The following is a 23,039-nucleotide window of genomic DNA, read 5'->3' as shown; positions in this document are numbered from 1 at the left end:
CGCCGCACATGATGCGGAGCGCATCGTATGCGAAGCGGTCGCCGCCGAGGCCAGCTTTGAGCCTTCGACACCCGGAGCCCGATGCTGGAAAAAGATCGGGCTGGGAAAGGTTCTTCCATCCTGCCCGACAGAACGCGCGATCTTGACCGATGCCGACGTGCCCGGACCGGCCCGGGTGCCTGAATCGCATCAAATCACAGCGATCGTCCCTATCCCTTTTGTAGCGCCCGGCTTCGATCCACCTCCCCCCAAAGCCTGACCTGTTCGCAAACGCATCCCTGACAATCACCGCGCGCGCGTCGCGCAACATCTCATTGCGAGCATCCTATGTTTCAGAAGTCTCCTGCCCTGAACCGGCGCGGCTTTCTTGCCGGCGCCGCCAGCCTCGCGGCGCTGACCGCCGCCGGCTGTACGACGACCACGGCGCCGAGCGTTCCGGCCCAGCCGGCACCGCCGCCCATACCGGACCATGCCCGGCTCATGTACCGGGCCATGCCCGAAGAGGCGTTCCCGCTTCCTGCGATCGATCTTACCCAGCTTGACCCGGTCTACTACCGCCAGGTCGTCGACTATCCGACTGCCGAAGCGCCCGGCACCGTTGTCGTCGATACGCCCAACCGTTTTCTCTACCACGTCCAGGACGGTGGCACCGCGATGCGCTATGGCGTCGGGATCGGCCGGGAAGGCTTTGCCTGGGGCGGTCGCGCGCACATCGCCTATGGCCGGAAATGGCCGGTCTGGACGCCGCCGGCCGACATGATCGGCCGCCAGCCGGAACTCGAACGATGGCGCGGAGGCCAACCTCCGGGGCTCGAAAACCCGTTGGGCGCGCGGGCTCTCTATATCCACCAGGGCAATCGCGACACCCTCTACCGCCTGCATGGCACTGGCGAGGTCTGGTCGATCGGCAAAGCCGTTTCGTCAGGCTGCGTCCGGCTCCTGCACCAGGACATCATCGATCTCTATGACCGGGTCGCGTGGGGGTCGAAGATCGTCGTTCTTCAGGAACCCGGCGACACGGTCATGCCGCTCAAGGTCTGACCAACAAAAAAGGCGCGCATCGTGCGCGCCTTTCGTCTCTTGCGAGGGGTTGAAACCGACGGGATCAGCTCCGGATCGGGATGATCTTGATTTCGACGCGGCGGTTCTGCGCGCGGCCGGCCTCGGTATCGTTCGACGCGACCGGGTTCGCCTCGCCGCGGCCCTCGACGAAGAAGCGGCGCGAATCGACGCCGTTCTGGCTGAGGACGCGTGCGACTGCCGTCGCGCGCTGCTGGGAGAGCGTCAGGTTGTAGCTGTCCGAGCCGGTGGAGTCGGTATAGCCGATGATATCGACAAGCGTCCGGTTGTATTCCTGGAGCACCAGCGCGACCGAGGTCAGCGTGTTCTGGAATTGCGGCTGCACCGTTGCCTGGTCGGTGGCAAAGGTGATGTTGGACGGCATATTGAGGATGATCTGGTCGCCGACGCGGGTCACCGAGACGCCCGTACCCTGGAGCTGGGCGCGCAGCGCGGCTTCCTGCTGGTCCATGTAGTTGCCGATCGCGCCGCCCGCGAGGGCACCGACACCGGCGCCGATGAGTGCGCCGATGCGCGGATCGCCGCCGACCGCCGAGCCGATCACCGCGCCGCCGATGGCACCACCGCCCGCACCGATCAGCGCGCCGCCCGCGGTGTTGGAAATCTGGGATTGCCCCGTGAAGGGGTTCGTCGTGCAACCCGCCAGGGTCAGCGCCGCAACGGCGGAAAGTGCAATTGCCTTGTTTTTCATGATGACTCTACCGATTTTTTGATGGTGCCTGCGTTGGGGGTGGTTGCCGGGCCTGGACTTGTCCTTCTCCGGCGCGCCACGCAAAAGCAAAAAGTCTAGAGCATCGCGCCCCAAGTCCTCTCTCGCACGTCACTCTAGGTGCAATTGTGGCAGCACCGTGTTGATGCCTCCCCGCGAGGGTGGACCTTAGCTTATTTTCCGGCCATGTCACAGCCGGATGCGTGCCGCATTTCTGCCCGATCCGGCCGGAGCGTCATTGCGTCACGCTGGCGAAGCCGTCGTAAAACGCATAAATTGGGAAAATCGCGTGACCGGATCGTCGGCAGGAGTTGCCGTTCGCGTGTATGGGGACCGATTTGGCAGTCATGGATCCAGATCATTCTGTGTAAACGCGGCCCCGATTAGGGTTGATTCGTTGCGAGAAACGCTCACACTGCAGTTCATATGCCGCAGTTTGGCGGGCGGCATGGTATAATTGAACAGGAGCGCGGACCGAGCGGGCTCGTCCCGGACGGAAAAGCGCCGGATTTGGAGTAGGCCTCATGGACTATCGCGGTATTTTCGAGGACGCGCTCGACGCGCTTCGGATAGAAAAGCGCTACCGCGTTTTTGCCGATCTCGAACGCATTGCGGGTAGCTTCCCGCGGGCCATTTATCGCGATAGTGCCGACAATGCCCGCGAGATCACCATCTGGTGCTCGAACGACTATCTGGGCATGGGCCAGCATCCCAAGGTCATCGCCGCCATGCAGGAGACCGCCGGCAAGCTCGGCGCGGGCGCGGGCGGAACGCGCAACATCTCGGGCACCAACCGCCCGCTGGTCGAGCTTGAGCGCTCGCTCGCCGACTTGCATCACAAGGAAGCCGCACTGATTTTCACGTCCGGCTTCGTCTCCAACGAGGCGACGATCTCGACAGTCGCCCGGCTCATTCCCAACTGCCTCATTCTCTCCGATCAGCTCAACCACGCCTCCATGATCCAGGGCGTGCGCCAGTCGGGCATGGAGAAGAAGATCTTCCGGCACAACGATCTTGAGCACCTGCGCGAACTGCTCGCCGCCGCAGGCAAGCAGCGCCCCAAGCTCATTGTTTTCGAATCCGTCTATTCGATGGACGGTGACATCGCACCGATCAAGGAAATCGCGGATCTCGCCGAGGAATTCAACGCGATGACCTATATCGACGAGGTTCATGCGGTCGGCATGTACGGCCCGCGCGGCGGCGGCATCTGCGAGCGCGAAGGGCTGATGGACCGGATCGATATCATCGAAGGCACCATGGCCAAGGGGTTCGGCGTCATGGGCGGATATATCACCGCCAACAAGTCGATCGTCGACGCGGTCCGTTCCTATGCGCCCGAATTCATCTTCACGACCGCCCTGCCCCCCGCGCTCTGCGCGGCAGCGAGGACATCGATCGAGCATTTGAAGGTTTCCAACGCCGAACGCGAGGCCCATCAGCGCCAGGCCGGCCGCGTCAAGCGCGTGCTCGCCGAGGCCGGGCTGCCGGTGCTGCCGACCGACACCCACATCGTCCCGCTCATCGTCGGCGATGCGCGCCAGTGCAAGGCCGCCAGCGACATGCTGATGGAGCGGCACGATATCTACATCCAGCCGATCAACTATCCCACGGTCCCCAAAGGCACCGAACGGCTGCGCATCACCCCGACGCCGTATCACAGCGACGACATGGTCGCCGAATTGTGCGACGCCCTGATCGCAGTCTGGCAGACCCTCGACCTGCCGCGCGACTTTGACATGTCGCGGCTGATGGAGACCAAGCTCATCGCAGGCGACCTGACGCTTCCGACCGTGGGCGGGTAAGCCCGCCCGGCAGGACGGATGGACGAACGCAAGCCTTTCGACCTTGATGCCTATATCCGCAGCATCGCGGAGCAGCCATGCTTTATCTGCAAACTCGTGGACCGTGACCCGGCGTTTCGGCATCACGTTGTTTTCGAAGACGACGAAACAATCATCTTCCTGAGCAAGTACCCGACCTTACGCGGTTATTGTCTCGTCTGTCCCAGGGAGCATCTCGAAGACCTGGCCGACCTACCGCGCCGGCAATATCTCGACCTGCAAGCGCACGTCCACAGGCTATCCGGCGTCCTCAAAACGCTCTTTGGCGCCGAACGCATATATGTCCTTTCGCTCGGCAGCCAGCAGGCCAACAGTCACCTTCATTTTCACGTCGTCCCGCTACCACCGGGCATCCCGCTCGAAAAGCAACAGTATCACGCGCTAATGGCCGAAAATGGGATACTCGACATTCCCGAGGCAGAAATGGAAGCGATGGCGTCGAAAATCGGCGCCGCGTACGCGGCTCTCTGACCCGTCCGCTATGACGCCAGCGCCTCGATCACACGGCATTGCGCCACGCGGCCGTGCCGGCATTCGGCGAGCATCGCCTTGAGCTCTTTTTTGAGCGCCGAGAGCCGTGCGAGCCGTTTCTCGACCTCGGCCAGCCGTTCGGTGGCGATTGTGTCGGCGCGTTCGCACGATGTCTCCGGCTGATCCTGCAGGGACAAAAGCGCGCGAATGGCTTCGATGTCGAACCCCAGCTCGCGCGAGCGCCGGACGAAGTTCAGCCGTTCGATCGTGTTGCGATCGTAAAGGCGGCGATTGCCTTGGGTTCGCGGCGGCTCGGGAACAAGTCCGATCTGCTCGTAGTAGCGGATCGTCGGGATTCTGATGCCGGTTTCGCGTGCCACGGCACCTATCGAGAGATTCTGGGTCATGAGCGCTTGCTCCTATAGCGGCTAGAGATTTTATCATGCCCGCGAACGGAAACGAAAGGTCGTTGGAATGGGTGCTTCCTGCTGCGATACGCATCATCACGCAGAGATTGACGACAGGCGCCAACGGGCGATCCACCGCCGCGTGCTGTGGGTCGTTCTGGCAATCAACGCAGCGATGTTCGTCTTCGAGGTCGGCGCCGGGCTTGCTTCGGGTTCCGCGGCGCTCGTTGCGGATTCGCTCGACTTTCTCGGCGACGCCGCGAACTACGCGATCAGCCTGTTTGTTGTTGGGCTCGCGCTCAAATGGCGGTCGCGCGCCGCACTCGCGAAGGCGATGACAATGGGCGTTCTGGGGGTCTGGGTCATCGGCGTGGCCGCGTGGAATATCTATGCCGGCACGACCCCGCATGCTTATACGATGGGCGTTGTCGGGTTCAGCGCGCTCCTGGCCAATGCCGCATCGTTCGGCCTGCTCTGGCGTTTCCGTGCCGGCGATTCCAACATGCGATCGGCATGGATCTGCACGCGCAACGACGTTGTGAGCAATCTCGCCGTCCTTCTGGCCGCGCTCGGCGTCTTTGGCACGGGCTCGGGATGGCCCGACATCGTCGTTGCCGCCATCATGGGCAGTCTTGCCATACAGGGCGCGGTGATCGTCACCCGGCAGGCGCTGAGCGAGCTGCGCCCGGCGCGCGCCGTTCCAGCGGAATAGCGCCTCAGCTCGTCAAGACGATGCGGATCAGATCCGCGGTATTGCGGGCGCCAAGCTTTTCCATCACCCGCGCGCGGTGCACTTCGATCGTGCGCGGAGAAATGCCGAGTTCCCGTCCTGCTTCCTTGTTGGATTGCCCGTTTGTGATCAATTGCAGCACTTCGCGTTCGCGCGGGGTCAGTTGGGTAAAGCCGCGGATTTCCACCGCGCGCTGACCGTCGCGAATGGCCCCGATGTGGACGTCGCGCCGGAGCGTTTCGCGCACCGCCCGCACGAAGCGCTCGGTATCGATGGGCTTGACGAAGACGTCGGCCGCGCCGAGGCGCATGGCGTCGACCGTCATGTCGACGTCCGAGGTATCGGAGATGACGAAGACGGGAATGCCGGTCCGCAGCGCCTTGATTTCTTCAAGCACGGGCAGCGCCGAGGTACCGTCCATGGCTGCGTTGAGCACGACGACGTCGGGTTTACGCTCATCGAACCGGCCCAGGAAATCGGTAAGATCGAGCGAAAGGGCGGTCTGGAACCCCTCGAGCCGGAACAGGAGCGTCAGCGCCTCGCAGGTGTTGGCGTCGCTATCGACGATGTGGATCAGCCGGTCGCGATTGAGAAAAGAGCGATAGGAAATTTCCGTGTTCATCGTATCCTCCAGACATGAGAGGCGCCCCCGGGACACCCGACTTGGTATGACTGGCTTCACGGACCGGACAGCCCCTTCTCGCGCGTCCGCTCCCGAAACCGCGCGTCCCTCTCCGGTCCAGGTCCCAAGGAACGGCCGGGAGCCATGCCGAAGCGGTTCGGACATGAGGAGAGCGCTCGCCGTCCGGCTGTGTGCCGGCCCGCGTCAAATCCCCTCAATGTCTATCCTTCAGGTCCGCCGCATGCGCCCTCAGAAGAATCGCGCACGCATTTTGCGATAGGTAGGCGGCCGTGCCGAGCGGATGATCCCCTAGGAGCGACTACCTACGATAGGACTATAGACCTATTTGCGTCGGCGTGACAATCCGTAGATTTACCGACGGGTGTTCTGCGCATCCTCGCGCCACACGCAAAAAAGGCGGGCCCAGCCCGCCTTTTTTGTCAGACGCGACTCACCCTACCGCGTTTTGAGCAGATCCCGGATCTCGGTCAGCAGCACCTCTTCGCGCGGCGGTGCGGGTGTGACTTCGGGCACGGGCTCCTCAGCCTTTTCGCGGCGCAGGTTGTTGATGCCTTTGACCAAGAGAAAGAGCACAAAAGCCACGATGAGAAACTTCACCATCGCATTGATGAAAAGCCCGATATTGAGCGTCGCCACCCCGGCTTCCTGCGCAACGGCAAGCGAGGGAACAGCGACGTTTTCAGGGTTCGACAGGACGATGAACAGGTTCGAGAAGTCGATACCCCCGAGGATCAGGCCGATCACCGGCATGAAGATATCGTCAACCAGAGAGGTCACGATGGCGGTAAACGCGGCGCCGATGACGATACCGATGGCCATATCGACCATATTGCCCTTAACGGCGAATTCCTTGAATTCTTTAATTAACGACATCTGCCTCTCCATATCTGTCGTAAAATCCGAGCCAACGCGCTGGAATGCTTGGAAAAAGTTAGCCCGATGCAACGGCAATTGTCCATTGGAATAACTTGACAGCACCGCCTTGCGGGCCGACCAAGGCGGTAGCGCGCAAACGGAAAGGTCGCCGGCGTGAGCGAAGTATCGCATTCGGACACGGTAAGGCAGGACGCGTATCTGCGCGTCGCGGTCGACCATTTGCCATACGGCATTGCGCTCTTTGGTGCCGATCTGAGGCTCGTCGTCGCCAACCCGACCTACGCGCAGGTTCTTGCCCTGCCCGAGACCCTTGTGAGAGAGGGCACGAGCCTTGATGAAATCCTCCTATTCGTCGCCCGGCGCGGCGATCTGGGCCCGGGAACGCCGGAAATTCTCGCCGATCAGCGCCGGCGTCTGATCACGACACAGCCGACAACGCTCACCCAGCGGCTTTCGGTTCTGGGCCACTACATCGAAATCCACACCAGCCAGGCGCCGGGCGGCGGGCTTGTCATTTCGCTCGCCGATGTCACCGACCGCGCCAAGGCCGAAACGGCGCTCGAACAGATCAACCACACGCTCGAGCAGCGCGTCGACGACCGTACGCGGGCCCTGACGCTGCTCAACGCCGAGCTTGAAAAGGCCCGCGCCAAGGCCGACGCGGCCAATCACGAAAAGACGCGCTTCCTCGCCGCGGCGAGCCACGATCTGCTGCAGCCGCTCAATGCGGCGCGGCTCTATACCTCGACGCTCTTCGAGCGTACGCGCGGCACGCCGATGGCGGACCTCGCGGCCTCGATCGACGCATCGCTCAACGCTGTCGAGGACATCATGTCGACGCTCCTGGACATCTCGCGAATGGATAGCGGCGCGCTCAAGGTGACGCGGTCGAATTTCAACAGCCTCGACCTGCTCAAGAAGGTCGAGATCGAGTTCCAGCCGCTTGCGGAAGAAAAGAACATCGATCTGCGCGTCGTCGGCGCGTCGTTCCTCGTGCGGTCCGACCGCATGCTGCTGGCGCGTGTCATCCAGAACCTTGTTTCGAACGCCATCAAATACACAAAGCCCGGCGGCCGCGTGCTCGTGGGTTGCCGCAAGCGCGGCGAGACCGTCCGGATCGACGTGATCGACACGGGCATCGGCATCGACAGCCACCAGCACCAGTTGATTTTCACCGAGTTTTCGCGGCTCGAACAGGGCGCGCGGATCGCACAGGGGCTGGGGCTGGGACTCTCTATCGTCCAGCGCATCCTTGCCGCGCTCGATCATCCGCTCAATATCGAGAGCATCGTGGGCAAGGGCTCGCGCTTTTCGGTGACGGTGCCGCGCATTGCCCAAAGCGAGCCTGTCGCGGCGGTCCAGGACAATCCGGCGGCTCGGCCGGAGTCGCGGCTTGCGGGTTTACAGGTCCTCTGCGTCGACAACGAGCGTTCGATCCTCGATGCCATGTCGGGGCTCCTGGAGAACTGGGGCTGCGACGTGCGCGTCGCAACCTCGCTCAAGGATATCTCGCAGGCCAATATGCTCGAAGGCTGGGTGCCCGACCTCGTGCTGATGGACTATCACCTTGAACAGTCCTCCGGCCTCGACGCCATCGAGTGGCTCAAGCAGGTCGCCGGCGGTCAGCTCCCGGCGATCCTCGTCACGGCGGATCGCACCAACGCCGTGCGGCAGCTCGCGGAGGCACGCGGGACGGCCGTGCTCAACAAGCCGGTGAAACCGGCGGCGTTGCGGGCGCTTATCACCCAGGTGACGCGCCGGGGCTAGGCTCCGCGCGCGGTCAGCCCCTCGACGACAGCGAGGATGACGGCTTCGGCGTCCTCCCGTGCGACACCGGCGGATACGGCGATCGCGGCGCGGTCGAACGCTGCGGACAGGATTTGCGTCAGCGCGTCGAGCGGCAGCGCCCGGATGGCGCCCGCCGCGATTGCCGCTTCGAGCCCTTCGCGCAAGGTGCGGTCGGCGTGCCGCTCATCGATCGCGCGGGTTTCGGCATATCCGAGCACAGCCGGCGCCTCGAGGAGCAACAACCGGGTTCGCCCGGGCGTCTGCATGGCGTCCAGATAAACCTTCCCCCCGGCGACGAGCGCCGCGACCGGTTCCATTTGAGCGGGCGTGGCGGCATCGATCTCGGCAGCCACCGCGGCGGCCTCCGCTTCGACCACGGCGGCGAACAGCGCCTTTTTGTCAGCAAAGTGATGGTAGAGCGCGCCGCGCGTCACCCCGGCCTCGGCGACGAGTTCGGGCGTTCCCACTTCGGCATAGCCACGCGCGATAAACAGCGTCCGCCCCGCCGCCATCAGGGCGCCACGGGTTGCGTCCGACCGGTCCTTGTTGGATCGTCGCGATTCATTTCGTTGCATACATGCAGCCTGTATGTTAATTTCTATCTACATACATACTGTATGTTTGTTTTCGACATGAGGAAAGCCATGAAAACGACGAGCTATTATCCGGTCATCATGACCGACAGGGTGGCCGAGACCGCTGCATTCTATCGCGCGCATTTCGGTTTTGATGCGGCGTTCGATGGCGGCTGGTACGTGCACCTGCAGTCGCAAAGCGATCCGGCGGTCAACCTCGCCGTGCTCGAAGGCGGCCACGAGACCATCCCCGCTTCCGGACGCGGCAAGGTGAGCGGTCTCCTGCTCAATTTCGAGGTGGAGGACGTCGACGCCGAGTATGAACGGCTGACGGCGGCCGGCCTGCCGATCCTGTTGAGCCTACGCGATGAGGATTTCGGCCAGCGTCACTTCATCACCGCCGATCCCAACGGCGTCCTGATCGATGTGATCAAACCCATACCGCCCAGCGCTGAATTTGCGGCGCAATACGCGGATGGCGCGCTTCCGGACTAAGCGCTTCACTCGCCGTCGACGAGCTGGGCGAACTGTCCCTGCTCGATTTTGGAGGCGGCGATCACGGCCTGGGTGCGGCTGTCGACATTGAGCTTTTGCAGGATGGCCGAGACGTGCGCCTTGACCGTCGCTTCGGAGATCGAAAGCTCGTAGGCGATCTGTTTGTTCATCAGCCCGTCCGAGAGCATCATCAGCACGCGCACCTGTTGCGGGGTCAACGTGGCGAGCCGGGCGAGCATCTCGGTCTGCTCGTCCTCGCCTTCGAGCGATATGCCCTCGGGCACCCAAAGCTCGCCGGAAAGCACCGTATCGATCGACGATCGTATCGCCTCGGCGCCTTCGGATTTCGAAAGATAGCCAGCCGCACCGAGGTCGAAGCAGCGTTTGATCACCGCCTGGTCCTCAACCGCCGAAATGATCATCACCGGAATTTCGGGAAACTGCGCGCGCAGCAGCAGAAGCCCCGAAAACCCGCGCACCCCCGGCATATTGAGGTCGAGCAGCACGAGGTCGCAATCCCGGTCCGTCTCAAGCGCCTCCAGGAGCCCGTCGATATCCCCGGCCTCCTCGAACGCATAACCGTTCTCCTCACCTTCGAGCGTCTGGCGTAACGCCGCGCGGAAGAGAGGATGATCGTCGACGATAATAATGCGATGGCCCATAGTGCCAAATGTCCCGCGAACAAGCTTTTTTTGCGTTTAACGGATGCGGGGGGCGGACACAAGCGCCGCCGGGATCGCCTTTGGTCTAGGATCGGGTCCGTTTTCGGGGCACCGCTAGATAATATCCCCCCGCCCGTCGGGGTCCTGCGGCTCGGCCAGCATGCCCTCGATGATCTGCTCGACGCGCACCAGCTCGCTTAAGGACTTTTCGATCGCCGCGCGGCGCTGCTGGAGGAGGTGGCGCTGGTGGTGCACCTTGTCGAGCGCCTTGCGCAGATGATCGTAGGAGCCGTCGCGCAGGTCGTAGGTATCGAGATATTCCTGAATCTCGCGCAGCGTCAGCCCAACCTGCTTGCCGTCGAGAATGATCCGCAGGCGGCGGCGGTCGCGGTTGGTGTACAGGCGCTTGTTGCCCACGCGACGCGGGCGCAGCATGCCCTTGTCCTCGTAAAAGCGGAGCGTTCTGTGGGTCACGTCGAAGGCTTCTGCGAGCTCGGCGATGGTATAGATGGCCGGGCCATCACTCCGTCGCTGCGCGCGGTCCTTCCGGGCGGCATTGGTCATAATCTAACGGTTCGCGAATCCGGAATTTTCTCGGTCTTACAAAGTGTACGATTGAGCGGCGCGGTGCAAGCGCAGCCTATCGACCGCTTATACGTTCCGATCACGAAATCGGGAACGGGATTCTGGGAACGCAGTACCCATTCGCAGTGTTTTACCTTGCGGTTAGCCAGCTTTTGCGGCGGGCGAGCCGAAAAGAGGAGGAGACGGTATGGGACCAAAGCTCAAACTCGGAGCGGCATTGATTGCTGTTTGCGCTGCCGGCGGCGGCGCCGTCGCGCAAGATGCCATGTTCGGAACGGAAGATGACGTCGATATGGCCGCCGCGTTGTGGCAGGCCATGATCGATGCGCGGCTGGCTGGCGAAGGCGCGATTCACACCCTGCCCTATGCGGGCACCGAGCCCCATGGCGCGGTGCTCGAAACGTTCTACATGCCGTTCGAGATGAACGGCCAGGAAGGCCAGTTGATCGTCAAACGCAACCATATGGCGGAGGGGCTGACGCCGGGAACCGTCTGGGATGATCCCGACGCGGCACTCGATGCCATAACGGTGATGTTCGAACAGCCCGACACGGAAAGCGGATGGTTCTGGGCGAAGTATTTCCCCGATGGGTCGCTCGACCAGACGCCCGACGGCGTCTCGCTCGCGGGTCAGGCCGCGGGTTGCATCGGATGTCATAGCGGCGCCGCAGACGGCGACATGGTCTTTGCCAACGACTGATCCTGCGCGCGTGCCCCGGTCCGGTTGCGGCCGCACGACGACTTAAATAAACGCTGGCTAGCTCAGCGTCCGTTTGACTGCGTCCGCCCAGCCGGCCAGCTTGGTCTGGCGTGTCTTTGCGTCCAGCTTCGGTGTGAACTGCCGGTCGATCGCCCAGCCTTTGGCAAATTCGTCCTGCCCCGGCCACACACCGGCGGCCGACCCCGCGAGCCATGCGGCGCCCAGAACGGTGGTTTCGAGCATTTTGGGCCGGTCCACCGGCGCGTCGAGGATGTCGGCGAGGCATTGCATGGTCCAGTCCGAGGCGACCATGCCACCATCGACGCGCAGCACCGTGTTCGCATCGCCCGAGGCCCAGTCCTTGTACATGGCCGTAAGCAGGTCGTGGGTCTGGTAGCAGACCGATTCCAGCGCCGCCCGCGCGATTTCGGCGGCGCCCGAAGCCCGCGTCAGCCCGAAGATCGCGCCGCGCGCCTCGGCGTCCCACCAGGGCGCTCCGAGGCCGACGAAAGCGGGTACCAGATAGACCGATTGGTGCGGGTCCGATTGCGCCGCCAGCGCACCGGTCTCCTCGGCGGCCTTGATGATCCCGAGTTCGTCGCGCAACCACTGCACCGCCGCCCCGGCAATGAAGATCGAACCTTCGAGCGCGTATGTCGTCCTGCCGCCAAACCGGTAGGCGATCGTCGTCAGCAGCCGGTTTTGCGACGGCACGAACTCCTCGCCGGTATTGATGAGCGCGAAGCACCCGGTGCCATATGTCGATTTGATCATCCCCGGGGTGAAGCACGCCTGCCCGATTACGGCGGCCTGCTGGTCTCCCGCTACCCCGCGGATGGGAATCGCCGCGCCGAAAAGCTCCGGGTCGGTTTCACCGAACGTATCCGCGCAATCGAGCACGTCGGGCAGCATCGCCTGCGGCACATCGAGGATGGCGCACAATTCGTCGTCCCAGGCATTTTCGCGAATGTTGTAAAGCAGCGTCCGGCTGGCGTTTGTCGCGTCGGTCACGTGCCGGACCCCGCCGGTCAGCCGCCAGATAAGAAAGCTGTCGATGGTACCGAAGGCCAACTCGCCCCGCTCCGCCTTCTCGCGCGCACCCTCAACCTCATCGAGAATGTATTTGACCTTCGTCCCGGCGAAATAGGGATCGACAAGCAGCCCGGTCTTTTGCGCAAACACAGCCTCATGCCCGTCGGCACGCAGCCGCTCGCAGGTCGGCGCCGTGCGCCGGTCCTGCCAGACGATGGCGTTGTGGACGGGCTTGCCCGTCGCCCTGTCCCAGACGACCACCGTCTCGCGCTGATTGGTAATTCCCAGCGCCGCGACATCGCCTGCTGAAACGCCCGCCTTCTCAAGCGCCGTCTTCACCGCCCAGACCGTCGTCTTCCAGATTTCCTCGGGGTCATGCTCGACCCATCCCGAGCGCGGGAAATGCTGGGTGAACTCGGTCTGCGCGGTTGCAACAGCCTGCATGGCGCCGTCGAACACCATGGCGCGCGTCGAGGTTGTTCCCTGGTCGATGGCAACGACATAAGCGCTCACGGCATTCTCCTCCCGGTGGCCTATACGAAACTGAACCGAAAACTATACGAAAGCGCACGGCGGTCAATCACCGGCGCCCGCCTCGATGAGGGCGACGTCATGCTCGGCGCATACGGCGCGGACGGCCTCGCTCGTGCAGTGGTCGGTGACGAAAGTCGAAATCTGACTCAGATGGGCGATCCGTACCGGCGCGGCGCGTTCGAACTTGGTGGCATCCGCAGCGAGGATCACGTGACGCGCGTTATCGATGATCGCCTGGGCGACCTTCACTTCGCGGAAATCGTAGTCGAGCAGCGCGCCGTCCGCATCGATCGCCGACGCCCCGATCACCGCATAGTCCACCTTGAACTGACGGATGAAATCCACGGCGGCCTCGCCCACGATACCCCCGTCCGATCCCCGCACAACGCCGCCGGCGATGACCACTTCGCAATCTTTCAGGACGCGCAAGCGATTGGCAACGTTGATGTTGTTGGTAATGACCATCAACCCCTTGTGCCCGGCCAGTGCCTGACCCACCGCTTCGGTCGTCGTGCCGATGTTGATGAAGAGCGACGCGTTGTCGGGAATGAGCGCGGCAACTGCACGGCCGATCTGCGCCTTTTCCTCCGCAGCGATCTGCCGGCGCGCCTCATATTCGAGGTTCTCGATGCCGGAGGGGTAAAGAGCGCCGCCATGCACGCGTGTGAGCCTGCCGTCCGCGCATAGCGCATTGAGATCCTTGCGGATCGTCTGCACCGAAACCCCGAACGTATCGGCCAGCGCCTCGGCGGAAACGCGCCCGTCGGTCCTGGCGAGCGCGAGGATTTCGTCATGCCTCGGGTTCGGTGCCTGCATCGGTTTCGCTTTTGTTTCGTTTTGAAGCGCGAACTACGCCACGGTTTAAACGAAAGCGCAAGCCCGCCGCTATGCCGGAAACGTTGGAAAAGCGATAACCCGATGCAGTTTGCAACGGAGATTAACGCGATATTTACCATAAGTTCCCAACAGTCAGACTAGGCGAATCCATAAGAGATAGGCGCGATGACGCGCCGGCGAACGGCCTGGCTTTGGGAATTTGCAATGGCGCGTACCGAACCGCACAACGACTGGCAACAAACGGACTCCGCGTCCAGAACGAACGCCGAGTGGGAAAGCCTTCGAAACGAACTCGTCGCCCTTCTCGACCAGGTTGAAGATCAGATCGGCACATCGCACAAGGCCCCGGCGCCGAAATCACCGGCGCCCGAGCGGCCCGAAATGCCCCCAGCACCAACGGGAAAACAGGCATCCCGGCACGAAATGGCGCTGCGCTCGGTGCGGCTCGCGGTCGACAAGCTGGCAGAACGCGGTGACGCGGATGCCGGAGCGGCCAAGCCCGACAGCGTGACCGAAGCCATCAATCAGATCCGTGCCCGGCAGGGCCGGCAGACGCACCAGGCCGCGCAGAGCGCGCCGCGCGATATTCCGCCCGCGCCGGAGCCACAGACACCGGTGCTACAGACAGAAGCGCCGGCTGCTGCTAGTTCGGCGCGCGAACTCGCCGGATTTGCCGATGCGGTTTCGCAGCTTGGCGACCGGATCACGCAGTTCGAAAGCCGGATTTCCGAGCGGTTCGATAGCCTCGACCAGAGCGGCGACGTCGCCGGGCAGATCGCGCAATTGAGCGAAGTGATCGAGCTCCTTGCCAACGCCGTCGGCGAAAGCGGGCAGGTCAAGCGGCTCGAGACCCAGATCGCGCAGCTCGCCGACGAGGTTTCGCGCGGTCACAGCGGCGGCCCGGACGCGATTGCGGCACAAGTGGAGGCGCTCGCCGAGAGCATCGATAAACTCGCAACCCATCAGGTTCAGAATGCCGGGCGCGACGCGCAAGCGGAGGCGCGCCAGGCTGACAGCATGCGCGTCATCGAAGAGAGCGTGCGCAGCATCTACGACCGCATCGATGCGCTTGAAAAGGCCCGCCCGGACGGCTCGGATGCCTTCGAGAGGCTGAGCAAGGACCTGGCCGCGCTGGCCGCGACGATCGAATACAACAGCGACACCGAACTGCTCGTCGGAAAGATCGATGCGCTGGGTGCGCGGATCGCCAAGCTCGAGACGGCGCCGCAAGGGTCCGTGAACGATGCCGGCATGTTGCGCGACGCGGTCACCGAAGCGATCGACCCCCGCCTTTCGGCGCTCGAGACACGCATCGACGATCTGGGGACGCGGCTCGACGGTGCCACTGCGGCACCGCAGGATCTTTCCGGGATCGAGGCGCAGTTGCGGCATCTGTCCCAGCGGGTCGAGGAGACCGGTGCCGAACTCAAAGTGCTCGCCGGTCTCTATGAGACCCAGGAGAACGGCACCGACGGTATCGACATCGACGCACTGGCGCGCGCGATCGCCGCGCATAACCCGCCGTCGCCGGGATCCGATACTGCGGATGCCATTGCGCGGGCCGATCTCGAGGCGCTGGAAACGCGGCTTTCGGGTCTGCTGGCGCGCGAAAGTGATGCCGGTGGGCACCCGGACGAACACCTTTCCGGCGTCAAGGACGGCATCGCCCAAGTTGATAGCCGTCTGGCCCGTCTTGAGGCCATGCTCAACGGCAAACAGGCAAGGACCGCCGAGACTGAGCCCGCGCCGCGGCCGGCGCAGCCGCCCCGGCGCGCCGCCAGCGACGCGATGCCGAACGATCCGGCCTCGGGAGCGGCCGGCAAGGTCGAGGCCGCCGGAGCGCCGTTCTCGGCGCTATCGCAAGCGCCGCTTGCTGGGCCCGCACCTTTGCTCGAACCCGAACCGGTCCGGGATGCCCCGCGCCACGAGGCCGGGCCGACCTTTACGCTCGATCCCGAGCGGGTCGAGCGTCCGGCCAAGCCACAGTCGCGCCTCGGCTCAGACCTTGGAGACGAGACGCCGAACGTTGAACCGCTCGAGCCGACAAGGGACCAAACTGAACCGGACCTTCAAAGCGCCAATGCAAGCCGCGCGAGCTTCATCGAAGCGGCGCGCCGTTCGGCGCGGCAACACGTGTCCGAAGACGACAGCGCCGAGCCCAAATCGCTGATCGGCCGCGCCCTCGCGCGCTTTCAGCGATCGGAAGCCAGCGAGGACGACGCGGATGAGATGCCGGACGAGCAGGCCGCCAAGTCCAAGCCCGAAAAAGCACCTGCGGAACCCGAATTCGAAGGCTTCGGCGGGGTCGACGACGACGTCGATCCGGATGCCAAGCGTCCCGGATTTATCGCGCGCAACAAGCGGCCGCTGCTTTTGGGCACGGCGCTCGTAGTCGTCCTGCTGCTCACCGCCCAGCTCGTGATTTCCCGCGGCCAGGGCAACCGGGTACCTGCCCCTGCGCCCGCACCGGCTGAATCGACCGTGCCAGCGGAAACCGGCGAGGTGCCCACGTCCGATGCAGGCGGTGCTGACGCTGCCGCGCCCGGCAAAACCACGCCCTCGTCCGCCGGAGATGCGGACGGCGCACTGACTTCGAACGTCCGCATGATCGACCAGAGCCCGGCGCTTGCGAGCGCTCAGCCCGATATCGCCGCGATGATGGGCGATCTTGGCGTCGACGCCACCGAGACCGCGGCCATCCCGCCCGATCCGGACCGCTATATCGAGAGCGCCAGCACCGGGCCGCTGACTACCGCGCCGATTACGCTTGCCAACCTGCCTGCCACCACCGTGCCCGAGGATATCCAACCGGCCCAATTGCGCGAGGCCGCCGAGGAGGGCGACGCACGTGCGCAGTTCGAGGTTGGCGCGATCCTCACCGAGGGCCATGTCGTCGAGCAGGATCTCAGCCAGGCTGCCGCATGGTACGAGCGCGCCGCGGCGCAGGGCTTCGCTCCGGCGCAATACCGGCTGGGCAATCTCTACGAGAACGGACAGGGCGTCGACAAGGACCTCGAGCAGGCGCGGCTCTGGTATCAGCGCGCCGCCGAATCGGGCAACCGTATGTCCATGCACAACCTTGCCTCGCTCTATGCGGGGGGCGAGCTTTCGAGCCAGGATTTCGATGCTGCGGCGCACTGGTTCGAGGAAGCCGCAGCACGCGGGCTTACCGACAGCCAGTTCAATCTGGGCATGCTTTACGCGCGCGGGCTCGGCGTCGAGCAAAGCTTTGAGAATTCCTACATCTGGTTTTCGCTTGCAGCCAGATCCGGCGACGAGGATGCCGCCGCCGCACGGGACGACGTTGCCCGTTCACTCGATGCGGATACGGTTCAGCGGCTCAACCAGACCATTGAAAGCTGGATTCCCGTCGAGATCGACATGGCGGCCAATTTCGCACCCATCGGCACCTGGGACGAAGAATTCGATCCCGGCCGCGAAATCGGCAATGCGGATGTCATCAAGCGCGTTCAAGAGCTTCTTGACAAATTGGGCTATGATGTTGGAACACCCGACGGCATAGTCGGTCCCTTGACGCGTGCCGCGATTACCGCCTTCGAGCAGGCCACCGGCATGAGCGAGAGCGGTGAAATCAATCCGCGACTGCTTGCCGTCCTGGGCAGCCAGCCGGTCTGACCGGATCGGTTGGACATTTACCAACCTGCACGCGGGACGCGATGCCGCCCTGTGATGCGCTTCGCATGGGTTGCCGGCAGTGCAAATCTATTTGCCTATCGCGGAAATCTCGGTCAGCCTCTTCTTCCTTGTCGGGATCGGTGGCGCTATCGGGTTTCTGTCTGGGCTGTTCGGCGTCGGCGGCGGTTTTCTTCTCACACCGCTGCTGATCTTTTCAGGCGTGCCTTCGCCGGTCGCGGTTGCATCGGTCACCGGCCAGGTCGTCGCCGCATCCACTTCAGGAGCCCTCTCATACTGGCGGCGCGGCGGCATTGACCTGCAGCTCGCGCTGTTTCTCGTCATTGGCGGCGCACTGGGGGCAACCGTCGGGGTGTGGATCTTCGACCTGCTGCGCAATCTTGGCCAGCTCGATCTCGCCATTTCGCTCGGCTATCTGATCTTTCTGGGGTCCATCGGCACGCTCATGCTGGTCGAGGCGGTGCGCTCGCTGATCCGCTCGCGCAAGGCCGGCCCAGTGCAACGCCGGCTGCCCGGACAGCACAATTGGGTGCACGGGCTGCCGCTGCGGATGCGCTTCAAGCGCTCCAAGCTCTATATTTCGGTGCTGCCCGTCATGGGTATCGGGTTCCTCATCGGCATCATCGGCTCGCTGCTGGGGATCGGCGGCGGGTTCATTCTCGTTCCGGCGCTCGTCTACATCCTGCGCGTGCCCGGCGCTGTCGTCATCGGCACCTCGCTGTTGCATGTGCTGGCGGTCATGGCCGTGACCTGTATCCTGCACGCATCGCAGAGCCAGAGCGTCGACATTCTGCTCGCCTTCTGCCTGATGGTGGGCAGCGTCGTCGGCGCGCAATTCGGCGCTTCGGCGGGTCAGTATCTGCGCGGCGACCAGTTGCGCGCGCTCCTTGCCATCATCGTTCTGGGGGTCGCCATCCGGTTTGCCCTCTCGTTGCTTCTGACCCCCGAAGATCCCTTCTCGATGGCGGTGCTGAGCTTCGGGGAATCCGTATGAGCGCGCGGCTTCTTCTCGTTCTTCTGGCGCTTTTGGCTTTCGCCAGGCCGGCGGGCGCACAAGGCGTCGTTTTCGCCAGCTCCGACCCCATCGTTTCGATCACGTCGAATTTCTCGGGCGCGACGATCACCTTTTTCGGCAATATCGAACCTTCGATCGAAGGCACCATCGCCGCCGGGCCGTTCGACGTCGTCCTCGTGGTGCGGGGTCCGCTGGTCGACCGCGTGGTTCGACGCAAGTCGCGTCAGTTCGGCATCATGCTCAACGCCGACTACGCGCTCTATGAGCGCCTCCCCTCATTTTACCGCGTCCTCTCAAGTCGGCCGATCGACACGATCATCGATCCGGCGGTTATCGGCGAGCGGATCGTCACAATGGAAGATCAGGTCGACCGGACACTCACCGCGTCGACCGGCAACGTCCAGCTTTTCAACACCGAAGCGATCCGTCTCATGGAGACCGCGGATCTCTTCCGTACCGACGGACGCGCCATCTCATTTCTCTCGCCGACATTTTTCGCGACCCGGGTTGGGCTTCCCGCCAACGTGCCCAACGGGCGGTTTCTTGCGCAGGTTTTCGTCGTCAGGAATGGCGAGATCGTCGCCGAGCGCAGCCAGAGCTTTTTTGTCGAAAAAACGGGTTTCGAGCGCTTTCTGGGCGATGCGGCACGTAACCAGCCCCTGCTTTACGGCATTGCGTGCGTATTGCTTGCGCTTTTGACCGGCTGGCTGGGCGGGGTTCTGTTCAGACGTTAGGGGACAAGGGCATGGGGCTGATCAAGAGCTTTTCGACAATCACCGGACTGGCCGCGCTATTGGGCCTGTTGCCCTTCCTCGCGGGGCTGTACTTTTCCATCTTCCCCACGCTCCTGCCCATTGAGGCGGTGATCTACGAGCGCGCCATGCTTGGCTATGGCGCGGCGATCCTCTCGTTTCTGGGCGGCGTGCGCTGGGGCGTCCGGCTGGGCAGCGGTGCGGGGTCGGAGCTGACTTACGTCGCCGGCATCCTGGGCTCGATCCTGGGGTTCGTTACCATCCTGATGCCCGTGAGCATCGGGTTGAGCATGCTGATCGTCGGCTTCGTGATTTACGGCATATGGGATGTATGGTCCGGCTATACCGGCGCGCTGCCCTCGGATTACGGCCGCATCCGCTCGGTCATGACGCTTCTGGTATGCCTGATCCTTGCGCTCACCATCGTTGTACGGCTGGCCTAACCGTTCACCAGCCGGCTGGCGCCCACGGGATAGACCCGTCCACGCCCGAGCAGCATCACCTGCATCCGCGTGCGGTCGATGAGACCGTGGAAGGCTGGCGACAGCACGTTGAGGCTCCCCGTCGAGGCGCCATAGGCTGGCAGGATCATCAACTCGTCATCCCACACGAAACACGCGCGCCGCGACGACTTTCCGTTCATCGCCACCCGCGCCGCCGGATGCAAATGCCCTGCGATCAGGCCCGGAATGCCCCGCCGCGGTTGATGCGTCAGGTGACACCCCGCCACGCCCAGTTCGGCGCAGCACGCCCCGCCCAGCGTATGCGGCGCCGGGTCGTGATTGCCCGAAAGCCAGGTCCATTCCGCCCGGTCGGTCAAGCTTTGCAGATGCGCCCGGTCCCCCGGAAGCAGCGTCGAAGTCCCCTCGTCGCGGTGAAAGCTGTCCCCAAGCGCGAAGACCCGCTCCGCCCGCGTCAGCATCAGATCGCGTTCGAGCCGCCGCAGCGTCATGCCGGTGTCGTAGGGGGGCAGCAACTGCCCCGTCCGGGCAAAGCTCGAATGCTTTTCAAGATGCAGATCGGCGACCAGAAGCGCGTCGAGCTCGGGCCAGTAGAGCGCCCCGGAGACCAGCGGCACGAATTGGGCACCGGCGAAACCAATGAGCGGGGTCACCTCGGCCTCATCTCGTGGCAGCGCGCTTGTCAATGTGCATGGCCTCCGCAATCAGTTCGTCGGCAGCCTCGCGCAACACCGCCTCGCGCGCCTCGCCGAAAACCGGCTCCTTGCCGATATCGAGCATCACAGGTACCGCAAGCGGAGAGATTCGGTCCAGCGGCTTATGCTGGATATGCCGCCGGATGCGCCTCAGCGCATGCCCTAACCGTTCGATATCGAGGAGCCCGCGCGCCGCGTCGCGCCGGGTCGCCTCGATGAGGATATGGTCGGGCTCGTGCTGATAGAGCACGTCGTAGATGATATCCGAGCTCATCGTCATCTGGCGCCCCGACTTCTCCTTGCCCGGATGCCGCCTTTCAATGAGTCCGGCGATGATCGCGCAGTTGCGGAAGGTACGCTTCATCAAGGCGGATTCGTCGAGCCAGGCCTCAAGATCGTCGCCGAGCATGTCCTCGTCGAAGAGCTGGTCGAGCGAAAGCCGCCCGGTGCGGATCAGCCCGCCGATGTCACTCGCGCACCAGATCGCCAGCGAATAGTCCGAGGCGACGAACCCCAGGGGCTGCGCGCGCTCGCGCTCCAGCCGCCGCGTCAACAGCATCCCGAGCGTCTGATGCGCCAGCCGCCCCTCGAACGGGTAGCAGACCATGTAGTATTTGCCCCCGCGCGGGAAGGTCTCGACGAGCAGGCTGTCCCGCCCGGGCAGCACCGAAACCGCGCGCTGGATTTCCAGCCACTCGCGCACCTGATCGGGCAGCACACGCCAGCTTTCCGGATCGGCCAACTGCCGCCGCACTCCATCGGCGAGATAGGTCGAGAGCGGAAACTTCCCGCCCATGTAGGAGGGGATTTTCGGATTGTCGGAAAACGCCCGCGAAACATAGGCCTCGGTCTCCACCACGCCCTCGAATGCGACGATCTCGCCGCCGAACATGAAGGTGTCCCCGCGCACGAGCTGGTCGATGAAATATTCCTCGATCTCCCCGAGCATCCGCCCGCCGCGTCCGATCGGTCCCGTTGTCGCGCCTTTTTTGATCCCCCGCGCCCGCACGAGACGCACCTTCAGCATCGGCTCCTCGACGATGGTGCCGACATTGAGCCGGTATTGCTGCGCGATCTGCGGGTTGGCGATCCTGAGCGTCCCTTCCGGGGTCTTCCGCAGTTTGGCGAACCGCTCGTAGGCCCGCAGCGCGTAGCCCCCGGTCGAGACGAAATCGAGCACCTTGTCGAATTTCTCCCGCGTCAGCTCGCGATAGGGCCAGGCCGATGTGATCTCGGCGAAGGTCTCGTCGGGGTCGAGCGGCGCCGAACACGCCAGTCCCAGAACATGCTGGGCGAGCACGTCGAGCCCGCCGGGGAGCGGCGTTTCGGAATCCTGGGCACCCATCGCCACCGCCTCGAGCGCCGCCTCGCATTCGAGCACTTCGAACCGGTTGGCGGGCACGAACAGCGCCTTGGAGGGCTCGTCGAGCCGGTGGTTCGCCCGGCCGATGCGCTGGAGCATGCGCGAGGCGCCTTTGGGCGCGCCGATCTGGACGACGAGGTCGACATCGCCCCAGTCGATGCCCAGATCGAGCGTCGAGGTACACACCACTGCGCTCAGTCGCCCCGAAACCATCGCGCTTTCCACCTTGCGCCGCTGCTCGACCGAGAGCGAACCATGATGGAGCGCGATAGGCAGGTTATCCTCGTTAATGGCCCAGAGGTTCTGGAACAGCATCTCCGCCTGCGACCGGGTATTGACGAACAAAAGCGTCGTCCCGTGGTCCCTGATGATCCGATAAAGATCAGGCACCGCATAGGCCGCCGAATGCCCGGCCCAGGGCATCGGATCGTCGCTCCTCAGGATCGAAAGCTCCGGCGTCGCGCCGCCGGGCGCGTTGAGCAGCACCGCGGGGCGCGGCGCCACCGGCATTGCGATCCACTCGCGCAGAGTTTGAGGTTGCGCGACCGTCGCTGAAAGCGCGGTGATCTGCACCTGCGGCGCCAGCCGCGCGAGCCGCGCTACACCAAGAGAAAGCAGGTCGCCGCGCTTGGAGGTAACAAGGGCGTGCAATTCGTCGAGCACGATACGTTTGAGACTGCCAAAAAGCCGCGCGCTGTCGGGATGGCTGAGCAACAGGGCGATCTGCTCGGGGGTGGTCATCAGGATATGGGGCGGGTCGAACCGCTGCCGCTGCCGCCGTGACGCCGGCGTGTCCCCGGTCCGCGTTTCGACCTTGATTTTCAATCCCATCTCGGCAATGGGATCGGAAAGGTTCCGGGCCACGTCCACCGCGAGCGCCTTGAGGGGCGAGATATAGAGCGTGTGCAGGCCCTCATGCGGGGTTGCGATCAGATCCTCGATCGAGGGCAGGAACCCCGCCAGCGTCTTGCCCGCGCCCGTTGGCGCGATCAGCAGCACCGAATTGCCCGCCCGCTCGGCGTCGAGAACGGCGAGCTGATGGGGCCGCGCGTGCCAGCCCTTGCCCTTGAACCAGTCGGCGACGATGGGAGAAAGTTCGGACAAGCGCGGCGGAACCTTTGCAACGGATAC

Annotated in this window: 22 protein-coding genes; 11 read left to right on the top strand and 11 right to left on the bottom strand. The window is 63.8% G+C overall.

All coding sequences use genetic code 11. The annotated features are described in order from the left end of the window. Positions 1 to 327 precede the first annotated feature (327 nt). Positions 328 to 1,041 carry a L,D-transpeptidase gene (locus tag LSG43_RS04235; protein ID WP_231801552.1) on the top strand — a complete coding sequence of 238 codons (714 nt, stop codon included), beginning with the start codon at positions 328 to 330 and terminating at the stop codon, positions 1,039 to 1,041. A 64-nt stretch (positions 1,042 to 1,105) separates the two neighbouring features. Here the strand turns inward: LSG43_RS04235 and LSG43_RS04230 are convergent, their stop codons facing one another. Continuing rightward, on the bottom strand, positions 1,106 to 1,771 hold the full coding sequence (locus LSG43_RS04230; protein ID WP_255713989.1) for a YiaD family glycine zipper/OmpA-like lipoprotein: 666 nt from the start codon (positions 1,769 to 1,771) through the stop codon (positions 1,106 to 1,108). 542 nt (positions 1,772 to 2,313) lie between these two features. Between LSG43_RS04230 and hemA the strand changes: the two genes are divergently transcribed. After that, entirely contained in the window at positions 2,314 to 3,594 is a 1,281-nt protein-coding gene (gene hemA, locus LSG43_RS04225; RefSeq protein WP_231801550.1) for a 5-aminolevulinate synthase, read from the top strand. A gap of 18 nt (positions 3,595 to 3,612) precedes the next feature. Continuing rightward, complete coding sequence (locus tag LSG43_RS04220; protein WP_231801548.1) at positions 3,613 to 4,104, top strand: HIT family protein; 492 nt, start codon at positions 3,613 to 3,615, stop codon at positions 4,102 to 4,104. Between the two features lie 8 nt (positions 4,105 to 4,112). On the opposite strand, the gene LSG43_RS04215 is transcribed toward LSG43_RS04220, so the two are convergent. Next, positions 4,113 to 4,511, bottom strand: a complete 399-nt coding sequence (locus tag LSG43_RS04215; RefSeq protein ID WP_231801546.1) for a MerR family transcriptional regulator — start codon at positions 4,509 to 4,511, stop codon at positions 4,113 to 4,115. A gap of 67 nt (positions 4,512 to 4,578) precedes the next feature. Here LSG43_RS04215 and LSG43_RS04210 point away from each other — a divergent pair, with 67 nt between their 5' ends. Further along, positions 4,579 to 5,223: a cation efflux transmembrane domain-containing protein gene (locus LSG43_RS04210; protein ID WP_231801544.1), complete on the top strand. Its 645-nt coding sequence runs from the start codon at positions 4,579 to 4,581 to the stop codon at positions 5,221 to 5,223. Positions 5,224 to 5,227: 4 nt separating this feature from the next. On the opposite strand, the gene LSG43_RS04205 is transcribed toward LSG43_RS04210, so the two are convergent. Both LSG43_RS04205 and mscL read right to left on the bottom strand, forming a co-directional pair. Further along, positions 5,228 to 5,863 carry a response regulator transcription factor gene (locus tag LSG43_RS04205; RefSeq protein ID WP_231801543.1) on the bottom strand — a complete coding sequence of 212 codons (636 nt, stop codon included), beginning with the start codon at positions 5,861 to 5,863 and terminating at the stop codon, positions 5,228 to 5,230. Positions 5,864 to 6,319: 456 nt separating this feature from the next. Beyond that, entirely contained in the window at positions 6,320 to 6,757 is a 438-nt protein-coding gene (gene mscL, locus LSG43_RS04200) for a large conductance mechanosensitive channel protein MscL (protein ID WP_231801542.1), read from the bottom strand. A 156-nt stretch (positions 6,758 to 6,913) separates the two neighbouring features. On the opposite strand from mscL, the gene LSG43_RS04195 reads away from it, so the two are divergent. Continuing rightward, positions 6,914 to 8,527, top strand: coding sequence for an ATP-binding response regulator (locus tag LSG43_RS04195; RefSeq protein ID WP_231801541.1), 1,614 nt, complete (start codon positions 6,914 to 6,916; stop codon positions 8,525 to 8,527). Here the strand turns inward: LSG43_RS04195 and LSG43_RS04190 are convergent. Continuing rightward, positions 8,524 to 9,123 carry a TetR/AcrR family transcriptional regulator gene (locus LSG43_RS04190; protein ID WP_231801540.1) on the bottom strand — a complete coding sequence of 200 codons (600 nt, stop codon included), beginning with the start codon at positions 9,121 to 9,123 and terminating at the stop codon, positions 8,524 to 8,526. The two genes, LSG43_RS04195 and LSG43_RS04190, sit on opposite strands and share 4 nt — an antisense overlap. A gap of 69 nt (positions 9,124 to 9,192) precedes the next feature. Here LSG43_RS04190 and LSG43_RS04185 point away from each other — a divergent pair, with 69 nt between their 5' ends. After that, a complete protein-coding gene (locus LSG43_RS04185) occupies positions 9,193 to 9,618 on the top strand; it encodes a VOC family protein (protein ID WP_231801539.1) in 426 nt (141 codons plus the stop codon). Between the two features lie 5 nt (positions 9,619 to 9,623). Here the strand turns inward: LSG43_RS04185 and LSG43_RS04180 are convergent, their stop codons facing one another. Both LSG43_RS04180 and LSG43_RS04175 read right to left on the bottom strand, forming a co-directional pair. Continuing rightward, positions 9,624 to 10,280, bottom strand: coding sequence for a response regulator (locus LSG43_RS04180; RefSeq protein ID WP_231801538.1), 657 nt, complete (start codon positions 10,278 to 10,280; stop codon positions 9,624 to 9,626). Between the two features lie 114 nt (positions 10,281 to 10,394). Further along, positions 10,395 to 10,844 carry a MerR family transcriptional regulator gene (locus LSG43_RS04175; protein WP_231801537.1) on the bottom strand — a complete coding sequence of 150 codons (450 nt, stop codon included), beginning with the start codon at positions 10,842 to 10,844 and terminating at the stop codon, positions 10,395 to 10,397. A 208-nt stretch (positions 10,845 to 11,052) separates the two neighbouring features. On the opposite strand from LSG43_RS04175, the gene LSG43_RS04170 reads away from it, so the two are divergent. Continuing rightward, positions 11,053 to 11,565 (top strand): cytochrome P460 family protein, encoded by a 513-nt coding sequence (locus tag LSG43_RS04170; RefSeq protein ID WP_231801536.1) that lies wholly within the window; start codon positions 11,053 to 11,055, stop codon positions 11,563 to 11,565. 57 nt (positions 11,566 to 11,622) lie between these two features. Here LSG43_RS04170 and glpK read toward each other — a convergent pair whose 3' ends face one another. Continuing rightward, positions 11,623 to 13,110, bottom strand: a complete 1,488-nt coding sequence (glpK, locus tag LSG43_RS04165) for a glycerol kinase GlpK (RefSeq protein ID WP_231801534.1) — start codon at positions 13,108 to 13,110, stop codon at positions 11,623 to 11,625. A gap of 63 nt (positions 13,111 to 13,173) precedes the next feature. Further along, entirely contained in the window at positions 13,174 to 13,947 is a 774-nt protein-coding gene (locus LSG43_RS04160; RefSeq protein WP_231801533.1) for a DeoR/GlpR family DNA-binding transcription regulator, read from the bottom strand. Positions 13,948 to 14,172: 225 nt separating this feature from the next. Between LSG43_RS04160 and LSG43_RS04155 the strand changes: the two genes are divergently transcribed. The 4 genes from LSG43_RS04155 to LSG43_RS04140 all read left to right on the top strand — a co-directional run bounded on the left by LSG43_RS04155 (position 14,173) and on the right by LSG43_RS04140 (position 19,832). Continuing rightward, positions 14,173 to 17,604, top strand: a complete 3,432-nt coding sequence (locus tag LSG43_RS04155; RefSeq protein WP_231801532.1) for an SEL1-like repeat protein — start codon at positions 14,173 to 14,175, stop codon at positions 17,602 to 17,604. A 79-nt stretch (positions 17,605 to 17,683) separates the two neighbouring features. Next, on the top strand, positions 17,684 to 18,616 hold the full coding sequence (locus LSG43_RS04150; protein ID WP_231801531.1) for a sulfite exporter TauE/SafE family protein: 933 nt from the start codon (positions 17,684 to 17,686) through the stop codon (positions 18,614 to 18,616). Further along, a complete protein-coding gene (locus LSG43_RS04145) occupies positions 18,613 to 19,371 on the top strand; it encodes a TIGR02186 family protein (protein ID WP_231801530.1) in 759 nt (252 codons plus the stop codon). The genes LSG43_RS04150 and LSG43_RS04145 overlap by 4 nt, the downstream gene beginning before the upstream one ends. Before the next feature lie 11 nt (positions 19,372 to 19,382). Then, the gene (locus tag LSG43_RS04140) at positions 19,383 to 19,832 is read left to right on the top strand and encodes a DUF3429 domain-containing protein (RefSeq protein ID WP_231801529.1); all 450 of its coding nucleotides are present in this window, start codon (positions 19,383 to 19,385) and stop codon (positions 19,830 to 19,832) included. On the opposite strand, the gene pdeM is transcribed toward LSG43_RS04140, so the two are convergent. Then, positions 19,829 to 20,503 carry a ligase-associated DNA damage response endonuclease PdeM gene (gene pdeM / locus LSG43_RS04135; RefSeq protein WP_231801528.1) on the bottom strand — a complete coding sequence of 225 codons (675 nt, stop codon included), beginning with the start codon at positions 20,501 to 20,503 and terminating at the stop codon, positions 19,829 to 19,831. The two genes, LSG43_RS04140 and pdeM, sit on opposite strands and share 4 nt — an antisense overlap. Positions 20,504 to 20,510: 7 nt before the next feature. Continuing rightward, a complete protein-coding gene (locus tag LSG43_RS04130) occupies positions 20,511 to 23,012 on the bottom strand; it encodes a ligase-associated DNA damage response DEXH box helicase (protein ID WP_231801527.1) in 2,502 nt (833 codons plus the stop codon). Between the last annotated feature and the right edge of the window lie 27 nt (positions 23,013 to 23,039).

It is taken from the genome of Pelagibacterium xiamenense (genome assembly GCF_021166475.1).
Taxonomy (GTDB): Bacteria; Pseudomonadota; Alphaproteobacteria; order Rhizobiales; family Devosiaceae; genus Pelagibacterium; species Pelagibacterium xiamenense.
This window is presented reverse-complemented; position numbering and strand designations above follow the sequence as displayed.